The organism is Paraburkholderia sp. MM5477-R1 (assembly GCF_050436385.1).
In the GTDB taxonomy this organism is placed as follows: domain Bacteria; phylum Pseudomonadota; class Gammaproteobacteria; order Burkholderiales; family Burkholderiaceae; genus Paraburkholderia; species Paraburkholderia tuberum.
The window spans coordinates 1,494,276-1,516,405 of record NZ_JBNDMC010000007.1 but is presented as its reverse complement, the minus strand read 5'-3'; the positions used below and the strand labels follow the sequence as shown (position 1 = coordinate 1,516,405).

Here is a 22,130-nt window from a genome sequence, read left to right as displayed (position 1 = left end):
AGAATGGGCTTAGCTTATGTCAACGGCATAGGCACGCGAAACTTGAGCACAGAATGTGGGATCGCGCCCAAGCGCCGGAGCGCATCCGGGAGCCCCAAAGAAAATGGGCCGGCTCTCGCGAGCCGGCCCATCAATCGATGCGACGTTCAGGTAATCAGACGCGCCGCTTTACTCCTTGTCGCCCTTCACCTGCGGCAGCGCCGACGTCTCGTTCGACGACAGCAGGCCCACCTGCGAGTAGATGCGCAGCTTGTCGCGCGTGTCGGTGATGTCGAGGTTGCGCATCGTTAGCTGGCCGATGCGGTCGCGCGGCGAGAACGTCGATGCGACCTTTTCCATCGACAGACGCTCGGGCTGATACGTAAGGTTCGGCGACTTCGTGCTGAGGATCGAGTAGTCGTTGCCGCGACGCAGCTCGACGCTCACTTCGCCGGTGATCGCGCGCGCGACCCAGCGCTGCGCGGTTTCGCGCAGCATGATCGCCTGCGGATCGAACCAGCGGCCCTGATACAGCAGACGGCCGAGGCGGCGGCCGTTCTCGCGGAACTGCTCGATCGTGTCTTCGTTGTGGATGCCAGTGACCAGACGCTCGTATGCGATGTTGAGCAGCGCGAGGCCCGGGGCTTCATAGATGCCGCGGCTCTTCGCCTCGATGATGCGGTTTTCGATCTGGTCGCTCATGCCGAGACCGTGACGGCCGCCGATCCGGTTCGCTTCGAGCAGCAGCTCGACCGCGTTCGGGAACGTCTGGCCGTTCAGCGCGACCGGCTGGCCTTCCTCGAAGCGGATCGTCACTTCTTCCTTCGCGATCTGCACGTCGTCGCGCCAGAACGCGACGCCCATGATCGGGTTCACGATCTTGATGCCGGACTCGAGGCTTTCGAGGTCCTTCGCTTCGTGCGTCGCGCCGAGCAGGTTCGAGTCGGTCGAATACGCCTTTTCCGCCGACATCTTGTAGTCGAAGCCCGACTGGCGCATGAACTCGGACATTTCCGAGCGGCCGCCGAGTTCGTCGATGAACAGCTGGTCGAGCCACGGCTTGTAGATCTTCAGGTCCGGATTCACGAGCAGACCGTAGCGGTAGAAACGCTCGATGTCGTTACCCTTGTACGTGCTGCCGTCGCCCCAGATGTTGACGCCGTCGTCCTTCATCGCGGCGACCAGCATCGTGCCGGTCACGGCGCGGCCGATCGGCGTCGTGTTGAAGTAGGTGACGCCCGCCGTCGAGATATGAAACGCGCCGCACTGCAGCGCCGCGATGCCTTCCGCGACCAGCTGCGCGCGGCAGTCGATCAGGCGCGCGCCTTCGGCGCCATATTGCGTGGCGCGACGCGGGATCGAATCGTAATCGTCTTCGTCGGGCTGACCGAGGTTGGCCGTGTAGGCGTACGGCACGGCGCCCTTCTTGCGCATCCAGTGCAGCGCAGCGCTAGTGTCGAGGCCGCCGGAAAACGCGATACCGACCTTCTGGCCGATCGGAAGACTTTCAAGGATTGTACTCATAAGCAGTAGCGTTAAACTCGACGTACGGGGAGATTTGGGGGTAACAGCTGAGTATCGGGCAAGCCTGGCGATCAGGCAAGTTACGCGGGAGTATACCGTGAACCGCCGTCCGGCCTTGGATTTTGCCGGTCGGCGCGGCCTCGCGCCGCAATCTCGCCGCGCCGAATTTCCGGATTAATTCACGCTGTATTTGCCGTAACGGGGGCGGATTTATTATCGTCTAAGGGTAGCATCGCGGGTTGCGTCAACGCACCGGCCGTTCACCCCTTTCATCCCGCTCATTCCCCTTGCCCGCCGCCCATGACCACGACCGCCCCGCGACCCACGACGAACGCCTCGCTGGTCACCCACGTGCGGCTCGCCGACGGCAAGCGCGCCGAGGTGTCGATCGTCGATGGCCGGATCGCCGCGCTCGGCGCCGCTCTGCCATGCGAGCCCGGTGTGCCGGTCGAGGACGGCGGCGACGCGCTGCTGCTGCCGGTTTCGTCGAAGGGCATACGCATCTGGACAAGACCAACTGGGGCTTGCGCTGGTATCGCAACGAAGTCGGGCCGAAGCTGACCGATCGCATCGAAAACGAGCGCCGCTGGCGCGCCGAAAGCGGCCACGCCGCGCGCGCATGCGCCACGCCGTCCGCTACAACAAAGACGTTTTTTGGACTCGAATGATCAATCTTTTTCAGGCCATGCAGGCCTTTGTCAAGGTGGCCGATGTCGGCAGCTTCGCGCAGGCCGCCGGGCAACTGAACGTGTCGACGTCGGTCGTCACGCGTCATGTGTCGAGCCTCGAACAGCATCTCGGCATTCGCCTGTTTCAGCGCACCACGCGCAAGGTCGTGCTGACCGAGGCCGGCGCCCAATACGCGGACGGTTGCCGCGTGCTGCTCGCCGAACTGGAGGAAGTGGAGTCGCGCGCGACCACGGCCTCGCGCGACGTGGCGGGCGACCTGCGCATCGTCGCGCTCGGCAGTTTTTCGCTGTTTCGGCTAACGCCGCTGTTCGCCGAATATCAGGCGCGCTTTCCGCAAGTCAACCTGCGCGTCACGCTGACGGAAAAACGGGTCGATCTGCTCGAAGGCGGCTTCGATGTCGGCATCGTGACCGAGCATATGATCCGCTCGGAGTCGCTGGTGGCGCGGCGTCTGATCAACTCGCACGCGGTGCCGGTAGCAGCGGGCGCGTATCTCGCGCAGGCCGGTCATCCGCAAACGCCGGCCGAACTGGACGCGCATCGGCTGATTGCCGCGCCGTTCGACACGACCGGCCCGATGTGGATCTTCCGCAAGGGTGACGGCGATGCCGAAAGCGCGAGCGAGGACGGCGACGACAGCGGCGAGAGCATCGCCATCGATGCATCGTTCACGGTCAACAGCATGATCATGCAGAAGCAGGCCGCGCTGGGCGCGATGGGCATCGCGCCTGCTGCCGCTCGAAATGGTCGAGGACGAGTTGCGCGCCGGCACGCTGGTGCGCGTGCTCGACGGCTATGCGGTGCTCAATGGCGACGTGGCCGTGTCGCTGGTGTATCCGAGCCGCGAGTTCGTGCCGCGCAAGGTGCGCGAGTTCATCGATCTCGCGGTCGGTTTCTTCAAGTGACGCTTCAAGGCCGCTCGCCGCGCGCGAGCCGTGCGTCGATGTCGTACACGACCGGCATCAGATCCGCGACGCTATCGATCACGTAATGCGCGCCCGCCGCCTTCAGCCTGGCCATCGCGGCGTTGCGGCGCGCGGCGAATTCGTCGGCCGGCAACGCCTTCACCTCCGCCTCGCTCATGCCGAACGCGTTGCCGCTCACCGCGACACCGACCGCCCACGTGCCGGCGTTGATGCCTTCTTCGATGCCGACCTCGGTGTCGTCGACCTTGATCGCCTCTTTCGCGCGCCACACGCCGAGCAGCGGCAGCGTCCGGTAGATCATGTACGGTGACGGCCGCCCTTCCGGCGTATCGCCGGTGCACACGATGCTGTCCGGCGCAAAGCCTTGCGCGGCCGCGCCCGGTACGATTTCGTCGATGATCTCGCGGGTATAGCCGGTCGTCGTGCCGATGCGGATATCGTTCTGACGCAAGGCGCTCGCGACTTCGGCGACGCCCGGGATCACCGCGCTGTAGCTCGCCGCGACCGCGATGTTCTTCGGCACGAACACGTCGTACACGGCGTCGATATCGGCGTCGGTCGGCGTATGGCCGTGGCGCTCGGCCCAAGCCTGCGCGACACGCGGCAGCGCCATCAGCGCCGCGATATGCGGCCGCTTGGCCATGCCCATCGGGCCGCGCGCTTCGTCGATCGTGATCGGCACGCCGAACTGCTCGAAGGTCTCGACGAAGGCGCCCATCGGCGCGCGTGAACCGTAGTCGACCACCGTGCCGGCCCAATCGAAAATCACTGCCTTCACGTGTTTCATCTGCTTGAATCCCCAGGAATCCGAATGTATTGGGTTTGCCGTCGCGGGTTTGCTGTCGCGGCTCAGGCCGCCTGCGCGAGCGCCTTGCGTTCGTCGAGCGCGGCGGGCGGCGGCCCCGCGTGCGTGACGCCCATCGTGCGCAGCGCTTGCGCGCAGGCATCGACCACGCGTCGCATCACCTGCTCGTCGACCTGACCGATGCAGCCGATGCGGAAACTGTCGACCACCGTCAGCTTGCCCGGATAGATGATGAAGCCCTGCTCCTTCATCAGTTCATAGAAGCGCGCGAACTCGAACGACGGATGCGCCGGCGAAAAAAACGTCACGATGATCGGCGAGCGCCAGCGCCCGTTGAGCAGCGGCTCGAAGCCAAGCTCGTGCATGCCGGCCACCAGCACGTCGCGATTGTTGGCGTAGCGCGCGAGCCGCGCGGGCTGCCCGCCTTCGAGCTGGTAGAGACGCAGCGCCTCGAGGAACGCGGCCACCGTATGCGTGGGCGGCGTGAAGCGCCACTGGCCCGTGCGATCCATCACGTCCCATTGATCGTAGAGATCGAGCGCGAGCGAATGGCTGCGGCCTTTCGCCTCGCGCAGGGCGCTCTTGCGCGCGATCACGAAGCCGAAACCCGGCACGCCCTCGATGCACTTGTTCGCCGACGACACGAACGCCTCGCACGCGATCTGCCGCACGTCGAGCGGCACCGCGCCGAAGGCGCTCATCGAATCGATCAGCAGTTTGCGGCCGTGCCTCGCGACCGCGGCTGCAATCTCATCGAGCGGATTGAGGATGCCCGAGCTCGTTTCGCAATGGATCGCGACCACGTGCGTGATCGATGGATCGGCGGCAAGCATGCGCTCGACTTCGAGGCCGCGCGGCGGCAGGTAGTCGCCCTTGTCGAGCAGTGTGCAGGCGCGGCCGAGATAGCCAAGCGTGATCGCCGCGCGCTTGCCGTACGCGCCGTTCGCGAGCACGAGCGCGTGGCCGTCGCGCGGAATCAGGCTGCCGAGCATCGCTTCGACGCAGTAGCTGCCGCTGCCCTGCAGCGGCACGCAGTCGTAGTCGCCCGCGGTGTCGCCGGCGATCGCCAGCAGGCTCGCGCGCAACTCGGCGGTCATCGCGCGGAAGTCGCCGTCCCACGAGCCCCAGTCGCGCAGCATCGCCTGTTTCGTCGATAGTGCCGTGGTCAGCGGGCCCGGCGTCAGCAGATAAGGCTCGCCGCCAGCCGGCGCGGCGCAGGGTGTGGTGCAACGGGTCGATGTTGCCGCGGCTGCCACGGCCAATGTCGCCGCCGAACCGCCGATCGCGCTTTCCATGTCCGCCACTCCGATATCGCTATGTCGATAGCTCACACGATACAGAAGCGTTGTCCATCGGCAAAATCGATATAATCGATGACGGTATCGCAAAAACTTATTTGCTGGCGAGGCACACGTGCAATACGCGCAATTGCGGGCGTTCCATGCGGTCGCGGAACATGGCGGCTTTTCGAAAGCGGCGCAGGCGTTGTCGCTGACGCAGCCGGCGGTGTCGGATCACGTGCGGCGGCTCGAACAGGATTACGGCGTCAAACTGTTCGAGCGCGGGCCGCGCGGCGTGGAGACGACTGAACTCGGGCTGCGCCTGTTCAGCGTGACGCGGCACATGCTCAGTTGCGAGCGGGACGCGCGCCAACTGCTCGAATCAGCGGGCGGGCTGGAGTCGGGTTCGCTATCGCTCGCGGCCGATGCGCCCGATCTCGCCGTCGCGCTGATCGGCGCGTTTCGCCAGCGGCACCCGGGCATCGTCGTCAGGCTGTCGATCGCCAATGCGGCAGAGTGCATGCAGCGCGTGCTGTCGAGCGCGGTCGACGCGGCGATCACGGCCGCGCCGCAGGTGCATAGTCGCTTGCAGTCGCGCGTGTTGCGGCGCGATCCGCTGGTCGCGATGGTGCCGGCGAGCTACCCGGCCGCGAAGAAGCGTCGGCTGAGTTACGCGGAGCTCGTCGAACAGCCGATGATCTTCCGCGAGCCGCAATCGGTCACCCAACAACTGCTCGAAATCGAGCTCGTGCGCGAGTCGTTGCAAGTCGAGCCGGTCATGTACGTGGATGGCCGCGAGGCGCTGGAGGAAGCGGTCGCGCAGGGAATCGGCGTCGGCGTCATTGCGCGCGCAGAGTTCAACGAGTCGCGGCGGATCCGGATGGTGCCGCTGCTCGATTGCCGCGTGCAGATGATCGAATCGCTGACGCGGCTCGCCGAGCGGCCGGGTTCGAATCTGCTCGACGCGTTTTTTGCGGTGGAGTTGCCGGGAGCCGAAACAGAGGTCTTGGGGGGCGATGTTCAACGCGCGTAGCTCGCGCGCCTTCGCCGCGAGGAGCGGCGTGGCCTTCATGCTGCCGGCCCCGCCGCCCGCGATCGCGCTCGAATTGTTGCGCGGGTTGCCACCAGCGTTGGCAACCCCTCCAGACTTAACGCGAGCCGCCGCTCGCGATCAGGCTCTCGCCCGTCAACCAGCGCGCGTCATCCGACGCGAGGAACGCGACGACATCCGCGATATCGTCGGGTTGGCCGATACGGCCGAGCGGCGTCGTGCTGATCGCCCACGTTTCGAAGTCCGAGCCGATCACGCCGGCGCTGTGGGTGCCCTCGGTCTCGACCATGCCCGGATTCACCGAATTCACGCGGATCTTGCGCGGTCCGAGTTCCTTCGCGAGCACGCCGGTGATCGCATCGACCGCGCCCTTGGTCGCCGTGTAGACCGCGGTGGTCGCCGGCGTGATGCGGGTCACGACCGAGCTCACGTTGACGATGCTGCCGCCTTCGCCCAGATGCCTGGCCGCCGCCTGCGACACGAGCAGCAGCCCGAGCACGTTGACATCGAAGTGCTTATGGAAGTGCGCTTCGGTGATCTCTTCGAGCGCCGCGAATTCATAGACACCCGAGTTGTTGATGAGAGCGTCGAGCCGCCCGTACGTTTCGATCGCCGTATCGATAATGCCGTTCGCGTCCGCGGCCTTCGACACGTCACCGCCAACCGCGACCGCCTTGCCGCCCGCCGCCGTGATATCGGCGACCACCTTGTCGGCACCCGCGCGGCTCGACGCATAGTTCACCACGACCGACGCGCCTTGCGCCGCCAATGCCTTCGCAATCGCCGCTCCGATGCCTTTCGATGCACCCGTTACAACCGCTACCTTGCCTGTGAGCTTGCTCATCATCGTGTCCTTTCAATGGTTCGCGCCGGCATGCCCCGCGAGAAGCCGCGGGGTCCACGCCAATAAAAGCCGGAAATGCAGTGGCGCTGTCACTGGTCGTTAATTTAGGCATGGCGCGAGGCCGGATAAAGCGGCTCGAGACGAATTGATACGCCGCTTCCGACGAACAATCGATTCGCATCAGACCTCGATGGCCCCGTTTCCGCGTGGCTTACGACGATTGACGCTGTTTGGCTTGCGCCGCGGCGTCGGCGTCGGCGTCGGCGTCGGCGTCGGCGTCGGCGTCGTGCAAGCGCGCGCTGACCGACTGCAAGAGCGGCACGCGGCAGCAGAGACGTGCAACCGCTCAAGACTCCTACGGGCAGACGCCACGATCAGGCGCTACACACTCAAAGCGCTTTTATTCATCGCGCTTTTGTTCGCTGCTGAGCAGCAGCGCGATGTGCGCGGCCACGCTCGCGAGCACCGCGAGCGCGCCGAGCGTATCGAGAATAATGGGCCACACGATCTCCCTCCTCCGCGATCCGCTGCTCCCAACGTCTTTTAAACGGATGCGCGCGCCATCGATTGAACGCCGGGGCCGAGCAGACAGATAAAGAACCAGCGACGAAAACTCGCCGCACTGATACGCCCGCGCACGCGCTGACCGAGCTGCCGCAACCAGCGTGCCGAGTACGATGCCCGCCAGCATCGGCCATAAGCGTCCGACGAGCGCGCGCACGCCCGATCCCGCAAACAGCTGCCACTCTTTGGTGACGAACGACGGCAACAGCATGCGCGAGCTGAATGCGCTGCCGCGCGCGGAAAAGGCGCTCGTGCGTCATCTGGCCGGTATTTAGCGGCGCTGTTGCTATCATTCGTTGCCCTCGCGCAGCGCCGCGACGGCAGCACCGTACCGCAACCGGCAGCGCCCAAGGCGCAGCAGACCAACGCAACACCAATCGCCGACGCATCACATCTCAGAGGCATGCATGGAATTTCGCCAACTTCGCTACTTCATCGCGGTCGCCGAGGAGATGAACATCACGCGGGCGGCCAATCGTCTGCATATGACACAGCCGCCGCTGTCGCGGCAGATCCAGCAGATCGAGGAAAGTGTCGGCCTGCCGCTGTTCGAGCGCGGCTCGCGGCCGTTGCGACTCACCGAAGCCGGCCGCATTTTCTACACGCAGGCGAAACGTCTGGTCGATGAAGCCGACGAGCTCGCGCCGCTCACGCGCCGGCTCGCGCAACTCGCGGAACGCATCGTGATCGGTTTCGTACCGTCGACGCTCTATGGCGCGCTGCCCGCGGTGATCCGCTCGTTTCGCGAGGCCGCGCCGCACATCGAGCTGTCGCTGATCGAGATGTTCACGATCGAGCAGTTGGCCGCGCTCAAAGGTGGCCGCATCGACGTCGGCTTCGGCCGGCTGCGCTTCGACGATGCGCAACTCGCGCGCGAAGTGCTGGTCGAGGAACGGATGATCGCCGCGTTGCCGCAGGACCATCCGCTCGCGCGGCAAAAGAAGCCGCTGACGCTTGCCGCGCTCGCCGAGGAAACGCTGATCGTCTATCCGAGCACGCCGCGGCCGAGCTATGCGGACCAGCAGATCTCGGCAATGCACGATCAGGCGCTGGAGCCGAAAGCGATCCATGAAGTGCGGGAGTTGCAGACCGCGCTAGGGCTGGTCGCCGCGCAGGTCGGCGTGTGTCTCGTGCCGGAGAGCGTCGAGGGCTTGCGCGCGCATGGCGTCGCGTACCGGCCGATTCCGTCGGCAAGCGCCGCGTCGCCGATCATCATGAGCCGGCGCCTGCAGGACGAATCGCCGGCGACGCTGCTGATGTGCTCGCTCGCCCGGCAGTTGTTCAAGCGCGTTTGAGCGCCGCGTGCGTGAGCACGGCGATGCGGCGCCGCGCGCCCGGTCAATAGAGCGAACCGTCGACGGCAAAGCCGCCCCGCACAGGCGACAATGCCTTCACCTGGCTTCCCGCACGGAGTCTTCATGAAAGCGCAGCGTCCGCGGCCTCCGCACTTTCCCGCCGAACCTACGCGCGCCGAATGGCGCGAGCACCTGCTGCCCTACTTCGTCACGGCGCTGCTGATCGCGTTCGCGATCGTGCTGATCGTCTGGATCGCCAATCCGGCGCCGCCGCGCACGATCACGATCAGCGCCGGCCCGCGCGACAGCTCGTTCGTCGTCACCGCGAACCAGTACCGCAAGATCCTCGCGCGCAACGGCATCCGCCTGAACGTGCTCGAATCCGAAGGTTCCGTGCAGAACCTGCAGCGGCTGCTGGATCCGAAGCAGCACGTCGATATCGCTCTCGTGCAGGGCGGGGTGGCCGAAGGGCTCGATATTTCGTCGCTGGTGTCGCTCGGCAGCGTGTTCTATGTGCCGATCGTCGTGTTCTATCGCGGCACGGCGCTCACGCAACTGGCGCAGCTCGAAGGCAAGCGGATCGCGGTCGGCCGCGAAGGCAGCGGCACGCGGCTGCTCGCGCTGCAACTGCTCGCGGCGAACGGCATCGAGCCGGGCGGCGCCACGACGCTAGTGCCGAGCGACGGCCTGCAGGCCGCCACGCAGCTGGTTGCCGGCGAGGTCGACGCGGCGATTCTGAGCGGCGATTCGGCCACGCGCGGCCTGATGCTGCGGCTGTTGCGCGTACCCGGCATCTCGGTGATGAATTTCGACGAAGCGAGCGCCTATACACGCGTCTTTCCGTTTCTCGACCAGATCGACTTGCCGCCCGGCGTGCTCGATCTGAAGCGGCGCATTCCGCCCCAGACCGTTCACCTGATTAGTCCGACGGTCGAACTCGTCGCGCGCAGCACGCTGCATCCGGCGATTTCGGATCTATTGATCGAGGCGGCGCAGGAAGTGCACGGCGCCGCGGGCCTGTTGCAGCACGCCGGCCAGTTCCCGAACCCGGTCGAGCACGAATATCCGATCAGCGACGACGCGCAGCGCTATTACCGGACCGGCAAGGGCTTGTTGTATCGGACGCTGCCTTTCTGGCTCGCGAGCATCGGCGATCGTACGCTCTTCCTGCTATTGCCGGTCGCCGTGCTGCTGTTGCCCGCCATGCGCGTGATTCCGGCGCTGTACCGGTGGCGGGTGCGCTCGCGCATCTATCGTTATTACGGTTCGCTGATCGCGATCGAGCGGCACGCGCTCGCCGGCGCAACCGACGAGGAGCGCACGCAGCTACTGGGGCAACTGGACGAGATCGAGGCGGCGCTGAGCCACCTGCGCATGCCGCTCGCGTATGCGGATGCGTTTTACGTGCTGCGCGAGCATGTGGGATTCGTGCGCAGCCGGTTGACGGCTGCGCCGCCCGTCATGGCCTCGTGATCGAGGCCATGACGGGCTGTGCCAAGGTTAGGCTTGGGAGGGGGGCGAGGCGGGAGCGGTGGCTTGCGGTTCGTGTTGCGCGCTGGTCTGCGCCTGGGTGTCCGCGCTCCCGGCGGCATCCGCCGCTACGGCTTCCGGCGACGCAGCAGCGACATCCGCTTGGCGGGCCGCTTGTTCCGCGACTGCCGCTACCGCTGCTTCGGCATGTGACGCTTCAGCGGCCGCGCCCTCGGCCGGCGTACCTGCATCGGTCGGCGCATTCGCGCTTGCCGTCGCGGTGGCGGCCTTCTGCGCGCCCTTCGCCGCACGATGCGCGAGCAGGCGCTGAGCACCCGCCGCTTCCTGCGCCGTGACCTTGCCGGCTTCGACGCCCGCCAGGTCGACGCGCGCCGCGCCTTCGACGAGGCTCTTCCAGTAGCGCCCGCCACGGCACCACGTCTTGATCGCGTCGCGCAGTTCGGCTTCGCTCAGCGACAGCTCCTTCGCATGCACGACGAGGTCTTCGAAAATGCCGATCTTCAGCGGCAGCTTCGGGGCCGGATTCTTCGGGAAAGCAACCGGGAAACGTTTTTGCAGACGACCGATCGAGCGCACCACCGGGTCCACCGGCTTGGCGTCCACCGCCGGCTTGGCGGACGCGGTGTGGCGCGCCGGCTGCGGGCCGCCGGCTCGGGTACCCGGCTTGCCGTCCGGGCGAGCGCCGGCCTTTGCGGCCGGCTTCGCGCCGGGCCGGCCACCGGGCTTCGTGCCCGGATTGGCGCCACGCTCGGCATGTGAACCAGGATGTGCCGCTGAATTTGAAGCGGGCTTGCCAGCGGACTTCGAAGCGGGGCGCGCGGCCGATTTGCGATCGGGCTTGCCGGCGGACTCTGCGGCGGCGCGCGCCGCGGCCAGTTGCTTCTTCAGTTCAGCGAGTTGTTCGAAACCCATAGTGCACAACCAATCTGTCGATCTGTAAAAACGAGATTGTAGCAGCGTGCGCTCACGTGCTTGTGACAACCCCGAACCGCAGTGACGATCGTCAATTCGCGGCCGTGACGGGCGCGTGGGCGGCGGGCGCGCGCAGCCCCGTGACCGACACCCGCAAACCGGGCGCCCCGACATTGTTGCTCAGCGACAGGCCGAGCTGATGCCGCTCGGCGATCCGCGCGACGATCGCGAGACCGAGCCCGCTGCCCTCGCCCTTCGACTCCTCGCCGCGATAGAAAGGGTCGAACACGCGTTCGAGTTCCGCCTCGGGAATTCCCGAGCCGCTGTCGACGACCTCGAAGCCCACGCGCTCGCCCGTGCGTCGCAGCACCACGTCGACACGGCCGCCCGCCGGCGTATGACGGATTGCGTTATTGATCAGGTTCCCTAACAACACGCTGATACTGTGCGGCTCCGCGAGCACCGTATAGGCGTCGTTCGGCGTGCGCGCGTGTTCGCATTCGAGGCCGAGATCGATCTCGCGCAACTCCGCGAGCACGGAACAGTCGCTGACCGCCTGCTCGCCGATGCGGCGCAGGCTGACCGGCACCGTCGACGTGACCGGCTGCGCGTCTTCGCGTGCGAGCGTCAGCAGTTGCTGCACGAGGTGGATGATCCGGTTCACCCGATTTTCGACGCGCTCGAGCGTCTGCCCCTCGCCTCTCAGCGATCCATCGCGCGACGCCGCCTGCAGTTGCAGCTTCAGCGCCGCGAGCGGCGAGCGCAACTCGTGCGCGGCATCGGCGATGAACGTGCGCTGCGCCTGCGACGCCGTATGCAACCGTTGCAGCAGATCGTTCAGCGCTTCGACGAGCGGCCGGATTTCGACCGGCAGGTTGCCGTCGAGCCGCAGCGGTTCGAGCGAATCGATCGAACGCGTCGCGAGCGCGCGCGACAGCCCGCCGATCGGCGCGAGCCCGCGCGCGACCACCAGCAGCACCAGCGCGATCGTCACCGGCAGCAGCACGCCGAGCGGCCACAGCGTGTGCAGCGCGAGCTGCAACGCGAGTTCTTCGCGCACCGAGACCGGTTGCGCGACCTGCACGTAGCGGTCTGTCTGCGCGACGCCGAAGATGCGCCAGTGGTATTCGCCGCGCGGCACTGTGTGAAAGCCCGGCGGCAGACGCTCGAACACCGGGGCCCGCGCGGAGCGATAGACGAGCGTACCGCCGCGGTCCCAGATTTCGATGACGATGCGGTCGTCGGCGAGATCGCCGAGGTCGGGTTCCCGCCGCTCGCGGCTGCCCGCGCCGCTCAGCGCCGACGGCAGCGACAGCGCGACGGTGCGCAGTTCGTAGTCGAACAGCTCGCTCGCCTCGCGCCGCGCGGTATGGAAGATCGCGAAAGCCGCGATCATCGACGCCGCCGCCATGCCGAAGATCAGCCAGCCGAGCAGCCAGCGGCGAATCGACGTCATCCGCACCTCTTCAGGCGGTAGCCGACCCCGCGCACGGTCACGACCTGGTCCGCGCCGATCTTGCGCCGCAGACTGTGCACATGCACTTCGATCGTATTGCTGCCGACTTCCTCGCCCCAGCCGTACAGCTTTTCTTCGAGCTCGGCCTTCGTGAACACGCGGGTCGGCTCCTCGATCAGCGCCTGCAGCAACGCGAATTCGCGCGGCACCAGCGGCAGCGGCACGCCGTCCTTGGTGACTTCATGCGCGGCGGGGTCGAGCATCAGTTCGCCGTGACTGTAGACCGGCTGCTTCTGGCCGGTGCGCCGGCGCAGCAGCGCGCGAATGCGCGCGGCCAGTTCGTCGAGATCGAACGGCTTGATCAGGTAGTCGTCGGCGCCGGCATCGAGACCGCGGATGCGCTCGTCGACCGCGTCGCGCGCGGTCAGGATGATCACGGGCGCCGCGCCGCCGTTGCGGCGATACGCGTTCAGCACGTCGATGCCGTCTTTTTTCGGCAGGCCGAGGTCGAGCAGCACGAGGTCGTACACGCCGTTATCGAGCGACAGTTCCGCCGCGCGGCCGTCCTCGGCCCAGTCGATCGCGTAGCCGGCGCGGCGCATCGCGCCCAGCACCGATTCCGCGATCATGTCGTCGTCTTCGACCAGTAGCAGGCGCATGGCCTCTCCTCTCCTTGGTGCGGTTTTGGCCGCCGCATTATCGGCCGTCGCAGCTTAACGAACCCTTACGGGGGTACGGACGACGCGTCGATTTCGCACGGCCCGGGTCGCGCGATTCGACGTTAAGGCTGTCTTAAGCGCGCGCTGCGGAAAATCAGCCCTCTCTGCGAGGCCTCGTTCGCGAGTCGCTCGCCCCTTCCGATGATTCGCAGGAGCCGGATTTTGCCCGATTTCCATCCCGTGGCGGCGCTGCGTCGGCGCGCACTGATGCCGTTGTGCGTGCTGCTGATGAGCGGCTGTGCGACCTATCACCGCGAGCCGCTCGCGCCGCAGGACACCTCGACGTCCGCGCGATCGCTCGAACGGATCCGCATCGATCCCGCCAGCATGCCGCTGCCCGGACTGGCCGCGCATCGTTTCGATCCCGCCGACGGGCTCGACATCGATGAAGTCGCGATGCTCGCGGTCGCCAACAACCCCGGTCTGAAACTGGCCCGCGACGATCTCGGCATTGCCGGCGCGCAGGCATATTCGGCGGGTCTGCTGCCCGACCCGCAACTGAGCGTGTCGAGCGATTATCCGGGCGCGGCCGGCACCACGCGCGCGTTCAATTATGGCCTCAGCATCGACGTGATGGCGATCGTGCTGCGCAGCGCGAATAAACAGTCCGCCGACGCGACGCTCGCGAAGACCGATCTCGGCCTGCTGTGGCAGGAATGGCAGGTCGTCGCGCAAGCGCGGCAGCTGTTCGTGAAGCGCTGCTTCCAGCAGCGCACGCTGCTGCTGTTGCAACAGCAGCGCGAGCTCGCGCGCACGCGCTACGAGCGCATGGCCGCGGCGCGCGCCGCTGGCAATCTGACCGACGATACGCTCACCGCCGCGCTGCTCGCCTACGGCGACGCACGCAAGCAATACACCGATGCCGAGCGCGCGGCCGCGCAAACCCATCACGATCTGAATGCGTTGCTGGGCCTCGCGCCCGACGTGCAATTGCAATTGCGATCGGGCAGCGACGATGTCGTCGCGCCGCTCCCCGACGCCACACTCGACTCAGCGCTCGCCGAGCTCGCCCGCCGCCGCCCCGACCTGATCGCGCTGCAGGCAGGCTACGAAGCGCAGGAGCAGAAATATCGCGCGGCGATTCTGAGCCAGTTCCCGAGTCTGTCGGTCGGCTTCGTGCGGGCGCGCGACACGTCGAACATCTACACGAGCGGCTTTCAGGTCAACCTGAGTCTGCCGATCTTCAACCGCAACCAGGGCAATGTCGCGATCGAAAAAGCGACCCGCCAGCGGCTTCGCGACGAGTACCAGACCCGCCTGAACCAGGCGTATGCGGACGTCGCCCGGCTACGCGAAGACAGCGCGATTCTCGCGCGCCAATTGCAGCAGACCGAAGCCGCGCTGCCCGGCGTCGAGCGCGCCGCGCGCGAAGCCGCGGCGGCCTACGCCGAACACAACCTCGTGCTCGGCGCATACACCGATGCGCAAAGCGCCGCGCTCGCGAAACGCATCGACGTCGCGACGCTGCGCGAAGCGCTCGACGAACAACGCGTCGGCTTGCAGGCGCTGCTCGGCAGCGCGATTCCCGATGCTTTCTCTTCCGCTCAGACTTTCATCGACACTCATGCGAAATAGCCTCTTCTCGTCGCGGCATCCGTGGCCGCGCGTTGCGGCCGTCGCCGCGCCGCTCGTTTGCGCGATCCTGCTGTATGCATCGGTCCATCCGGTTCGTGCGGACGACAACGCCGCCAGCGAAGCTCAACCGTCGGTCGCGGTACAGACCGTGCGCGTGCAGCGCGCCGCAATCGCGCAGCCGGTGCGCGGCTTCGGGATCGTCGCGGCCACCGCGTCGAACCTGACGACGATCAACCTGCCCTACCTGTCGCGTATCGTGCAGATGCGCGTGCAGGCGGGCGAGACCGTCAAACGCGGCACACCGCTCTTCGTCGTGCAGGCCGATCCTGCCGCGGTGCTTGCCGCCACCCAGGCGAGAAGCGCGCTGACGCTCGCGCAAGGCGAACTCGTGCGTACCCGGTCGCTGTACGACAAGGGGCTCGCGACGCAATCGCAGCTCGCCAGCGCGAGCAAGGCCGTCGACGATGCGCGCGAAGCGCTCGCCGCGCAGAATCAGACCGGCATCACGAGCGGCAACAAGGTCGTAACCGCGCCGTTCGACGGCGTGGTGCTGCAGCTATCGGCGGCACAAGGCGACCAGGTGCAAGCGGGCGCGGCGATTCTGCAACTCGCGAGTGGCGCGAGCCGCGACGCGCGCGCAAACGTGACGCTCGGCGTCGAGCCCACCGACGCCGCCTCGATCCATCCCGGCGACATCGTCACGCTGCACGGCCTGTCCACGGCACTCGCACAGACGTCGATCGAAGGCCGCGTGGTGCTCGTCGGAGCCGCGATCGATCCGCAATCGCAACTGGTCAACATCGGCGTGACGGTACCGCTCGCGCAGACGCCGTTCATCCCCGGCACACGCGTTTCTGGCGACATCGCGACGCGCACCGGCACGCACTGGATCGTGCCGCGCGCGGCCGTGCTGCAGGATGGCCAACACGCGTACGTGTTCCAGATCACGCCGCAAAACAAGGCGCGCCGCGTCGCGGTGAGCATCGCGGTCGAAAACGGCGAGCGCTACGGCGTCGACGGGCCGCTCGACCCCATGCTCGGCGTCGTGAGCAGCGGCAACTACGAGCTGAAAGACGGCATGGCGGTACGCGCCGGCGGGGATGGCGCGCGATGAACTTCGGTCAATGGATGCAGACGCATCGCCGCTCGCTGCTGTTCGTCATCGCCTTGCTCGCGATAGCCGGCGCGCTGAGCGCATTCCGTCTGCCGATCTCGCTGTTTCCGAACGTCGCGTTTCCGCGCGCGGTCGTGTCGCTCGACGCGGGCGACCGCCCCGCCGAGCAGATGACGACGCTCGTCACGATGCCGGTCGAGGAAGCGCTGCGCCGTGTGCCAAACGTGCGCGACGTCGAATCGAGGACGAGCCGCGGCGCCGCAGAGATCTCGCTGAACTTCGACTGGGGCACCGACATGGCGCAGGCGACCTTGCAGGCGCAATCGGCGATCAGCGAAATTCTCGCGACGCTGCCGCCCGGCACGACGATGCATGTGCGGCGCATGGACCCGACCGTGTTTCCGGTGCTCGCGTACAGCCTCACGTCGACGCGGCAGTCGCTATCGGCGCTGCACGATCTCGCGCAGTTCCAGATGCGGCCGCTGCTGTCGTCGGTGGAAGGCGTCGCGCGCGTCGAGGTGACCGGCGGCGCGCAGGACGAGTTCGAAGTCGCGGTCGATCCCGCCCGCCTCGCTGCGTACAAGCTGTCGCTCGCCGATGTATCGAAGGCGATCGGCGCGAGCAACGTGCTGATGGCGAACGGCCGCATCGAGGATCACGACAAGCTGTACCTCGTCGTCACGAACTCGACGATCACGCAGCTCGACGAATTGCGCAACGTCGTCGTGTCCGCCAACGGCAATGCGAACGGCGCGCAGATCCGTCTTGGCGACGTCGCGGCGGTGAGCCGGGGCGTGGTGCCGCAATGGATGCGCGTCACCGCCGATGGTCAGGATGCGGTGCTACTGAACGTGTACCAGCAGCCCGGCGCCAACAGTGTCGCGATGGCGCGCGCGATCCGCGCGAAGATCGCGGCATTCGAGCCGCAGATGCCCGCGGGCGTGCATCTGTCGAACTGGTACGACCAGAGCGAACTCGTGATCGCGTCTGCCACCAGCGTGCGCGACGCGATCATGATCGGCATCGTGCTCGCGGCGTTGACGCTGTTCTTCTTCCTGCGCAACTGGAAGATCACCGCGATCGCGGTCGCGCTGGTGCCGGTCGTGATGGCCGCGACGATCCTGCTGCTCGACGTGTTCGGCATGGGCTTCAACATCATGACGCTGGGCGGTATGGCGGCCGCGGTCGGCCTCGTCATCGACGACGCGATCGTGATGATCGAGCACATCGTGCGGCGCATGCGCGAAGCCGGCGCGCGCGCGTTCCACGGCCGCGTGATGGCCGCGGCGCTCGAATTCACGCGGCCGCTCGCGGGTTCGTCGGCGGCGACGCTGATCATCTTCGTGCCGCTCGCGTTTCTGTCGGGCGTGACGGGGGCCTTTTTCAAGTCGCTGTCGCTGACGATGGCGAGCGCGCTGTTCATTTCGTTCCTCGTCACATGGCTCGCGGTGCCGATCCTGTGCGACCACTGGCTGAAGCCCAAAGACGCCGAGGAGCACCGGGAAACACGTTTCGCCGCGTGGCTGAACCGGCGCTATGCGGTGACGGTCGGGCGCGTGATCGCGAGGCCGCCGCTCGTGCTGCTCGGCGTCGTGCCGTTGATCGTCATCGCGGCGTTCGCGTTCACGCGGGTCGGCAGCGGCTTCATGCCGAGCATGGACGAAGGCGGCTTCGTGCTCGACTATCACACGCAGCCGGGCACCTCGATCACCGAAACGGACCGGCTGATGAAGCAGATCGAGCAGATCGTGCGCGCGAACCCGAACGTCGCGACCTATTCGCGCCGCACCGGCGCGGGCCTCGGCGGCGATCTGAACGAGCCGAACAAGGGCGACTTCTTCGTGCGGCTGAAGTCCGGCAAACGCGAGCCGATCGACGCCGTGATGGAAGAAATCCGCTCGCAGATCGACATGCAGGTGCCGGGCGTCAGCATCGAGCTCGCGCAGCTGATGGAAGACCTGATCGGCGATCTGACCGCGGTGCCGCAGCCGGTGCAGATCAAGATCTTCTCCGACGACCCGCGCACGCTCGACACGACCGCGCGCAAGGTCGCCGCGCGCATCGGCCGGATTCAGGGCATCGTCGACGTGAACGACGGCATCAATCCCGCCGGCGACGCGATCGAGCTGCACATCCTGCCCGCCGCTGCCGCGGCCGAAGGCATGGACCCGCAAGCGATCGCGCAGGCCGTCACCGACATGCTCGAAGGCAATGTCGCAACGCAGTTCCAGAGCGGCCCGAAAACGGTCGGCGTGCGCGTGCGCGTGAACGGCGCGCGCCAGATGACCGATACGCAACTGGGTCAGCTACAGGTACGCGCGCCGGACGGACATCTGTTCGCGCTGAAGCGCGTCGCCGATCGCGTGAGCGTCACCGGTCAGCCCGAGATCAGCCGCTCGAATCTGAAGCGGATGGTCGCGGTCACCGCGCGCATCGACGGGCGCGATCTCGGCTCGACGATCGCCGACGTGCAGAAGGCGCTCGGCGATGCGAACCTGCTGCCGTCGGGCGTCTATTACGAGCTCGGCGGTCTGTACCAGCAACAGCAGATCGCCTTCAAGGGTCTGTTGACCGTGTTCGGCGCCGCGATCGCACTCGTGTTCGGCCTCCTGCTGTTCCTGTACGAGCGCCTGCGCGTCGCGCTCGCGGTGCTGGCGATGCCGCTGCTCGCGGCCGGCGCGGTGTTCATCGGCCTGTGGATCACCGGCATCGAGTTGAACATCTCCGCGATGATGGGCATGACGATGATCATCGGCATCGTCACGGAAGTCGCGATCTTCTATGTGTCGGAATTGCAGGCGCTGGTGCGCGACGACGAGATGCCCTTCGACGACGCGTTGCAGGCCGCCGGCCGCAACCGTCTGCGGCCGATCGCGATGACGACGATCGCCGCGATCCTCGCGCTGTTGCCGCTCGCGTTCGCGCTGGGGCAAGGCTCGGCGATGCAGCAACCGCTCGCGATCGCGATCATTTCGGGACTGATCGTGCAGTTGCCGCTCGTGCTGTTGCTGCTGCCGGCGTTGCTGAAGCTGTTGATGAAAAAGCAGCAGGTGTGAGCGTGGCCAAAGTTTTCCGCGTTTCGCGAAGCATGGCGCTACGCAAGCACATCCGCGAACCCGCCGAGCCGCCCCCCAAGCGCGCGGATCGCGGCGGCCACCCGTGGCGACAGCAGCGCCTGCAACTCGTCGGCATGCCGGTAGTCGTGCATGCCGTCGCTCAGCGCGTCGCCGGCCAGCGCCGGATGACAGTAGATTTCGCCGACACCCTGCGGCAGATTCGCGAGCGCGGCGAGCCAGGTCGCCTCATCCATGCGTCCGCTCGCCGCGATGCCGACCACGTAGTCGTTGTGCGCGATCCCCGCGCGCTCGAGCCGCGTCTTCACGTGCGCGATCCACGGCCGCAGCCACAGCGGCGCGTTCGCTTCGAACGGCAGACGCATCGCCTTCATGCCGTAGTCGCGGCCGATGTCGAGGATCAGGCCCAGCACGGTCGGATGCAGATGAAAATGCTTGTGCGTGTTCACGTGGTCGAGCGTAAGGCCGGTCGCGGCGAAGGCTTCGAATTGCGCGCGAATTTCGTGCGCGAGCTGCCGGCGCACGTGCGGCAGAAAAAAGAAGCGCACACCGTCACGCACCATGTTGCTGCCGAAGCGGCCATTCTCGTCGAGCAGCGCGGCGACCTGCTCGCGCGGCGCCAGCGCGGCGCCGTCGGCCAGCACCAGATGCAGGCCCACGCGCAGTTCCGGCAGCATACGCGCGCGCGCGACCGCGTCTTTGGCGGCCGGCGCGCCGACCATCAGACTCGCGGCGCGCAGCACACCGTTGCGATGCGCGCGCTCGACCGCGATATTGACACGCTGATGCAGACCGAAATCGTCGGCGGTGGTGATCAGTCCGCGCGACTGGGTGGGTTTTGCGCTCTCCATCACGTGAGGCTGTCCAGCCGGCCGCTGCGCTCGGCCGACGGCGTGCCGAGCTGCATGCGCTCGCCGCGCCACACGACGTGCGAACCGAACGCGCTGACGAGCCACTGGAGCGCGAGCAGCGTATCGCGCAACGGCACCAGCGGCAGATCGCGCCAGAACGTGCGCGCGCGGCGTGCCGCGCGCAGGTGCAGCAGCAGGCGCGCGCCAACGCAGACCGCGGTGGCCGACGCGCTCGCGACCACCGCCGCGAAAGGCGCGTGAGCACACGTAGCGAGCGACACGGTCAGCCCCGCGCTCGTCAACAGCCACGGCGTGGGGAACGTGATCAGCAGCGACACGAAGCCCGGCGGATTGACCGAGCGGATCGTGCGCAGCCAGCGCGTTTCGCGCTGCCACAGCGCCGCGAAGGTCGGCTCGATCACGTCGGTCGCGACCATCACGCGCGACAGCACCGTTTGCAGACCGAGCGCGCGCACGTGCTCGGCGAGCCAGTAGTCGTCGGCGAGGCAGTTTTTCAGCGCTTCGAAGCCGCCGATGCGCTCCAACGTCGCGCGCCGCAACGCGAGCGTCGCGCCGAAGCCGAAGCGGCGCGAGCCCATTGCATGGGCGACCCGCACCGAGGGCGCGAACCACTCGTTGATGAACAGCGCACCGACACGCGGCCAGAAGCCGCCGACGCCGCGCGCGACGTACAGGCACGTGACCACGCCGACGTTCGGGTCCGCGAGCGGCGCGGCGACGCTGTCGAGATAGTCCGGGTCGACCGCGATGTCGCTGTCGGCGATCACGATCACGTCGTGGCGCGCGCGTGCCGCCATGTTGATCAGGTTGCTGACTTTCAGATTGCTGCCGTGTACGCGTGTGTCGATTGCAAGCTCGATGTCGCACTTCGGATAGGCGGCCTGCAATCGGCGCACCACCGCGATGGCGGGATCTTGCGGGGACGACACACCCAACACCAGCTGAAAATGCTGATGTCGCTGCTCGCAGAAGGTTCGCAGATTTTCGTAGAGACGCGGCTCGGCGCCGCACAGCGGCTTCAGCACGCTGACACCGACCTGCGCGAACCGCCCGGTTGGGCAATCGAGCGAATCCGTCAGCGAACGGCTGAGCGCGCGATTGACGGCCCTGCCCCCATGATGGTTCGATTTATGTCGGGCGGTGAAAAACGGCATGGCGAGCGCGGCGGCTGCCGTGTAGATCGAAGCGCTAACGCAGGCGGCTAACAGAAGCCATTGACATGCAATCAACGCGTGCGCCGCCATTGTGTGCCGTCCGTGTCCGTCAGTGCTCGGCCAGCACGAAAGGTTGCCCCGTTAGTCGCAGATGAAGCACGACGAGCCACCGGCGCGGACAATTCGCTGCGATCACGGCGGGCCATGCGCCGCGAGCAGCGCGAGTCGCGCAGTCGCGCCGCACCGCGACTTCAAAGGCGACCTCGGCAAATTCGCGCGCGATCACCACGCCGCCGATGATCAGCGCGAGCGCGAACAGCCTGAACGATGCCGAAGCGAAAAAAGCGTCAGAGACCGGCAGTACCGGCAACGCCATGCACAACAGCGCTTCGGTGCCCGCGGCCGTCAGAGACGCCACTAGCAGATGGGCTCGTAGCATGTCGATGGTGACTCGCTTCATAACGTGCCTCGTGCGCGGCCTTGCGGCCTGACCGGATGCTGGCAATGGCGGGACTCGTCGAGATCGTCCGTTGACGCCATCGACCAGCATAAAGAATGCCTCGCGCGTCGCTCCATCGAAGTCCTTACGATCAGGTTGCGATGGTCTGACGACAACGTGGTCTCGCACATGCATTACGATCTGCGACGACCATTTATAGCGCGTCGATGGTATCGATTCAAGCTGAAGGAAACCTTAACCACGCGCATGGCATGAAGCGGCTAACGAACGGCGTGGTTACACTTCGGAACGCGGCAGATGGTTCGTCGATGTGCATCAATGCCGCTTGCTTCAAAATGCTCGACG

Annotated in this window: 18 protein-coding genes and 1 pseudogene; 9 read left to right on the top strand and 10 right to left on the bottom strand. The window is 66.6% G+C overall.

Annotated elements, in window-relative coordinates:
- Positions 1–168: 168 nt before the first annotated feature.
- Positions 169–1,503: an argininosuccinate synthase gene (argG, locus tag OKW35_RS35825; protein ID WP_429355637.1), complete on the bottom strand. Its 1,335-nt coding sequence runs from the start codon at positions 1,501–1,503 to the stop codon at positions 169–171.
- A gap of 300 nt (positions 1,504–1,803) precedes the next feature.
- Between argG and OKW35_RS35820 the strand changes: the two are divergent.
- Both OKW35_RS35820 and OKW35_RS35815 read left to right on the top strand, forming a co-directional pair.
- Positions 1,804–2,123: pseudogene (locus OKW35_RS35820) on the top strand (cytosine deaminase); the annotation flags it as partial.
- Positions 2,124–2,167: 44 nt separating this feature from the next.
- Positions 2,168–3,184, top strand: coding sequence for a LysR family transcriptional regulator (locus OKW35_RS35815; RefSeq protein WP_429554526.1), 1,017 nt, complete (start codon positions 2,168–2,170; stop codon positions 3,182–3,184).
- Here OKW35_RS35815 and phnX read toward each other — a convergent pair.
- Both phnX and OKW35_RS35805 read right to left on the bottom strand, forming a co-directional pair.
- Positions 3,103–3,906 (bottom strand): phosphonoacetaldehyde hydrolase, encoded by an 804-nt coding sequence (gene phnX, locus OKW35_RS35810; protein ID WP_184067672.1) that lies wholly within the window; start codon positions 3,904–3,906, stop codon positions 3,103–3,105. The two genes, OKW35_RS35815 and phnX, sit on opposite strands and share 82 nt — an antisense overlap.
- A 62-nt stretch (positions 3,907–3,968) precedes the next feature.
- Entirely contained in the window at positions 3,969–5,219 is a 1,251-nt protein-coding gene (locus tag OKW35_RS35805) for a 2-aminoethylphosphonate--pyruvate transaminase (protein WP_429554525.1), read from the bottom strand.
- Positions 5,220–5,337: 118 nt separating this feature from the next.
- Here OKW35_RS35805 and OKW35_RS35800 point away from each other — a divergent pair, with 118 nt between their 5' ends.
- Positions 5,338–6,237, top strand: coding sequence for a LysR substrate-binding domain-containing protein (locus tag OKW35_RS35800; RefSeq protein ID WP_429554524.1), 900 nt, complete (start codon positions 5,338–5,340; stop codon positions 6,235–6,237).
- Between the two features lie 115 nt (positions 6,238–6,352).
- Here OKW35_RS35800 and OKW35_RS35795 read toward each other — a convergent pair whose 3' ends face one another.
- Positions 6,353–7,099, bottom strand: a complete 747-nt coding sequence (locus OKW35_RS35795; RefSeq protein ID WP_429488945.1) for a glucose 1-dehydrogenase — start codon at positions 7,097–7,099, stop codon at positions 6,353–6,355.
- Between the two features lie 677 nt (positions 7,100–7,776).
- Between OKW35_RS35795 and OKW35_RS35790 the strand changes: the two genes are divergently transcribed.
- The 3 genes from OKW35_RS35790 to OKW35_RS35780 all read left to right on the top strand — a co-directional run bounded on the left by OKW35_RS35790 (position 7,777) and on the right by OKW35_RS35780 (position 10,431).
- A complete protein-coding gene (locus OKW35_RS35790; RefSeq protein WP_429554523.1) occupies positions 7,777–7,938 on the top strand; it encodes a hypothetical protein in 162 nt (53 codons plus the stop codon).
- A 132-nt stretch (positions 7,939–8,070) separates the two neighbouring features.
- Positions 8,071–8,958, top strand: coding sequence for a LysR family transcriptional regulator (locus OKW35_RS35785; RefSeq protein ID WP_187612768.1), 888 nt, complete (start codon positions 8,071–8,073; stop codon positions 8,956–8,958).
- Positions 8,959–9,081: 123 nt separating this feature from the next.
- On the top strand, positions 9,082–10,431 hold the full coding sequence (locus OKW35_RS35780) for a TAXI family TRAP transporter solute-binding subunit (protein WP_429554522.1): 1,350 nt from the start codon (positions 9,082–9,084) through the stop codon (positions 10,429–10,431).
- Positions 10,432–10,458: 27 nt separating this feature from the next.
- Here OKW35_RS35780 and OKW35_RS35775 read toward each other — a convergent pair whose 3' ends face one another.
- From OKW35_RS35775 to OKW35_RS35765, 3 genes are all read right to left on the bottom strand, one after another.
- Complete coding sequence (locus tag OKW35_RS35775) at positions 10,459–11,361, bottom strand: ProQ/FinO family protein (protein ID WP_429554521.1); 903 nt, start codon at positions 11,359–11,361, stop codon at positions 10,459–10,461.
- Between the two features lie 91 nt (positions 11,362–11,452).
- Entirely contained in the window at positions 11,453–12,817 is a 1,365-nt protein-coding gene (locus OKW35_RS35770) for an ATP-binding protein (RefSeq protein WP_184067694.1), read from the bottom strand.
- Positions 12,814–13,476: a response regulator gene (locus OKW35_RS35765; protein WP_429554520.1), complete on the bottom strand. Its 663-nt coding sequence runs from the start codon at positions 13,474–13,476 to the stop codon at positions 12,814–12,816. The genes OKW35_RS35770 and OKW35_RS35765 overlap by 4 nt, the downstream gene beginning before the upstream one ends.
- A 222-nt stretch (positions 13,477–13,698) precedes the next feature.
- Between OKW35_RS35765 and OKW35_RS35760 the strand changes: the two genes are divergently transcribed.
- The 3 genes from OKW35_RS35760 to OKW35_RS35750 are packed head-to-tail and all read left to right on the top strand — an operon-like array spanning position 13,699 to position 19,281.
- Positions 13,699–15,111: a TolC family protein gene (locus OKW35_RS35760; protein WP_429554519.1), complete on the top strand. Its 1,413-nt coding sequence runs from the start codon at positions 13,699–13,701 to the stop codon at positions 15,109–15,111.
- Complete coding sequence (locus tag OKW35_RS35755) at positions 15,101–16,225, top strand: efflux RND transporter periplasmic adaptor subunit (RefSeq protein ID WP_184067700.1); 1,125 nt, start codon at positions 15,101–15,103, stop codon at positions 16,223–16,225. The genes OKW35_RS35760 and OKW35_RS35755 overlap by 11 nt, the downstream gene beginning before the upstream one ends.
- The gene (locus tag OKW35_RS35750; RefSeq protein ID WP_429554518.1) at positions 16,222–19,281 is read left to right on the top strand and encodes an efflux RND transporter permease subunit; all 3,060 of its coding nucleotides are present in this window, start codon (positions 16,222–16,224) and stop codon (positions 19,279–19,281) included. Before OKW35_RS35755 ends, OKW35_RS35750 begins: the two co-directional genes overlap by 4 nt.
- Before the next feature lie 38 nt (positions 19,282–19,319).
- Here OKW35_RS35750 and hpnK read toward each other — a convergent pair whose 3' ends face one another.
- Genes hpnK through OKW35_RS35735 form a run of 3 tightly spaced genes read right to left on the bottom strand, consistent with a single transcriptional unit; the run spans position 19,320 to position 21,785 of the window.
- A complete protein-coding gene (hpnK, locus tag OKW35_RS35745) occupies positions 19,320–20,150 on the bottom strand; it encodes a hopanoid biosynthesis-associated protein HpnK (protein ID WP_429554517.1) in 831 nt (276 codons plus the stop codon).
- Complete coding sequence (gene hpnI / locus OKW35_RS35740) at positions 20,150–21,415, bottom strand: bacteriohopanetetrol glucosamine biosynthesis glycosyltransferase HpnI (RefSeq protein ID WP_429554516.1); 1,266 nt, start codon at positions 21,413–21,415, stop codon at positions 20,150–20,152. Before hpnI ends, hpnK begins: the two co-directional genes overlap by 1 nt.
- A 19-nt stretch (positions 21,416–21,434) precedes the next feature.
- On the bottom strand, positions 21,435–21,785 hold the full coding sequence (locus OKW35_RS35735) for a hypothetical protein (RefSeq protein ID WP_184043340.1): 351 nt from the start codon (positions 21,783–21,785) through the stop codon (positions 21,435–21,437).
- Between the last annotated feature and the right edge of the window lie 345 nt (positions 21,786–22,130).

What these genes read in the sequence shown, in the direction of transcription:
- OKW35_RS35785 (WP_187612768.1), top strand. Translation starts at nt 8,071, where the DNA reads ATGGAATTTCGCCAACTTCGCTACTTCATCGCGGTCGCCGAGGAGATG.
- OKW35_RS35755 (WP_184067700.1), top strand. Translation starts at nt 15,101, where the DNA reads ATGCGAAATAGCCTCTTCTCGTCGCGGCATCCGTGGCCGCGCGTTGCG.
- OKW35_RS35765 (WP_429554520.1), bottom strand. Translation starts at nt 13,476, where the DNA reads ATGCGCCTGCTACTGGTCGAAGACGACGACATGATCGCGGAATCGGTG.
- OKW35_RS35770 (WP_184067694.1), bottom strand. Translation starts at nt 12,817, where the DNA reads ATGACGTCGATTCGCCGCTGGCTGCTCGGCTGGCTGATCTTCGGCATG.
- OKW35_RS35805 (WP_429554525.1), bottom strand. Translation starts at nt 5,219, where the DNA reads ATGGAAAGCGCGATCGGCGGTTCGGCGGCGACATTGGCCGTGGCAGCC.
- OKW35_RS35790 (WP_429554523.1), top strand. Translation starts at nt 7,777, where the DNA reads ATGCCCGCCAGCATCGGCCATAAGCGTCCGACGAGCGCGCGCACGCCC.
- OKW35_RS35750 (WP_429554518.1), top strand. Translation starts at nt 16,222, where the DNA reads ATGAACTTCGGTCAATGGATGCAGACGCATCGCCGCTCGCTGCTGTTC.
- OKW35_RS35780 (WP_429554522.1), top strand. Translation starts at nt 9,082, where the DNA reads ATGAAAGCGCAGCGTCCGCGGCCTCCGCACTTTCCCGCCGAACCTACG.
- OKW35_RS35735 (WP_184043340.1), bottom strand. Translation starts at nt 21,785, where the DNA reads ATGAAGCGAGTCACCATCGACATGCTACGAGCCCATCTGCTAGTGGCG.
- hpnK (WP_429554517.1), bottom strand. Translation starts at nt 20,150, where the DNA reads ATGGAGAGCGCAAAACCCACCCAGTCGCGCGGACTGATCACCACCGCC.
- argG (WP_429355637.1), bottom strand. Translation starts at nt 1,503, where the DNA reads ATGAGTACAATCCTTGAAAGTCTTCCGATCGGCCAGAAGGTCGGTATC.
- OKW35_RS35775 (WP_429554521.1), bottom strand. Translation starts at nt 11,361, where the DNA reads ATGGGTTTCGAACAACTCGCTGAACTGAAGAAGCAACTGGCCGCGGCG.
- OKW35_RS35815 (WP_429554526.1), top strand. Translation starts at nt 2,168, where the DNA reads ATGATCAATCTTTTTCAGGCCATGCAGGCCTTTGTCAAGGTGGCCGAT.
- phnX (WP_184067672.1), bottom strand. Translation starts at nt 3,906, where the DNA reads ATGAAACACGTGAAGGCAGTGATTTTCGATTGGGCCGGCACGGTGGTC.
- OKW35_RS35795 (WP_429488945.1), bottom strand. Translation starts at nt 7,099, where the DNA reads ATGAGCAAGCTCACAGGCAAGGTAGCGGTTGTAACGGGTGCATCGAAA.
- hpnI (WP_429554516.1), bottom strand. Translation starts at nt 21,415, where the DNA reads ATGGCGGCGCACGCGTTGATTGCATGTCAATGGCTTCTGTTAGCCGCC.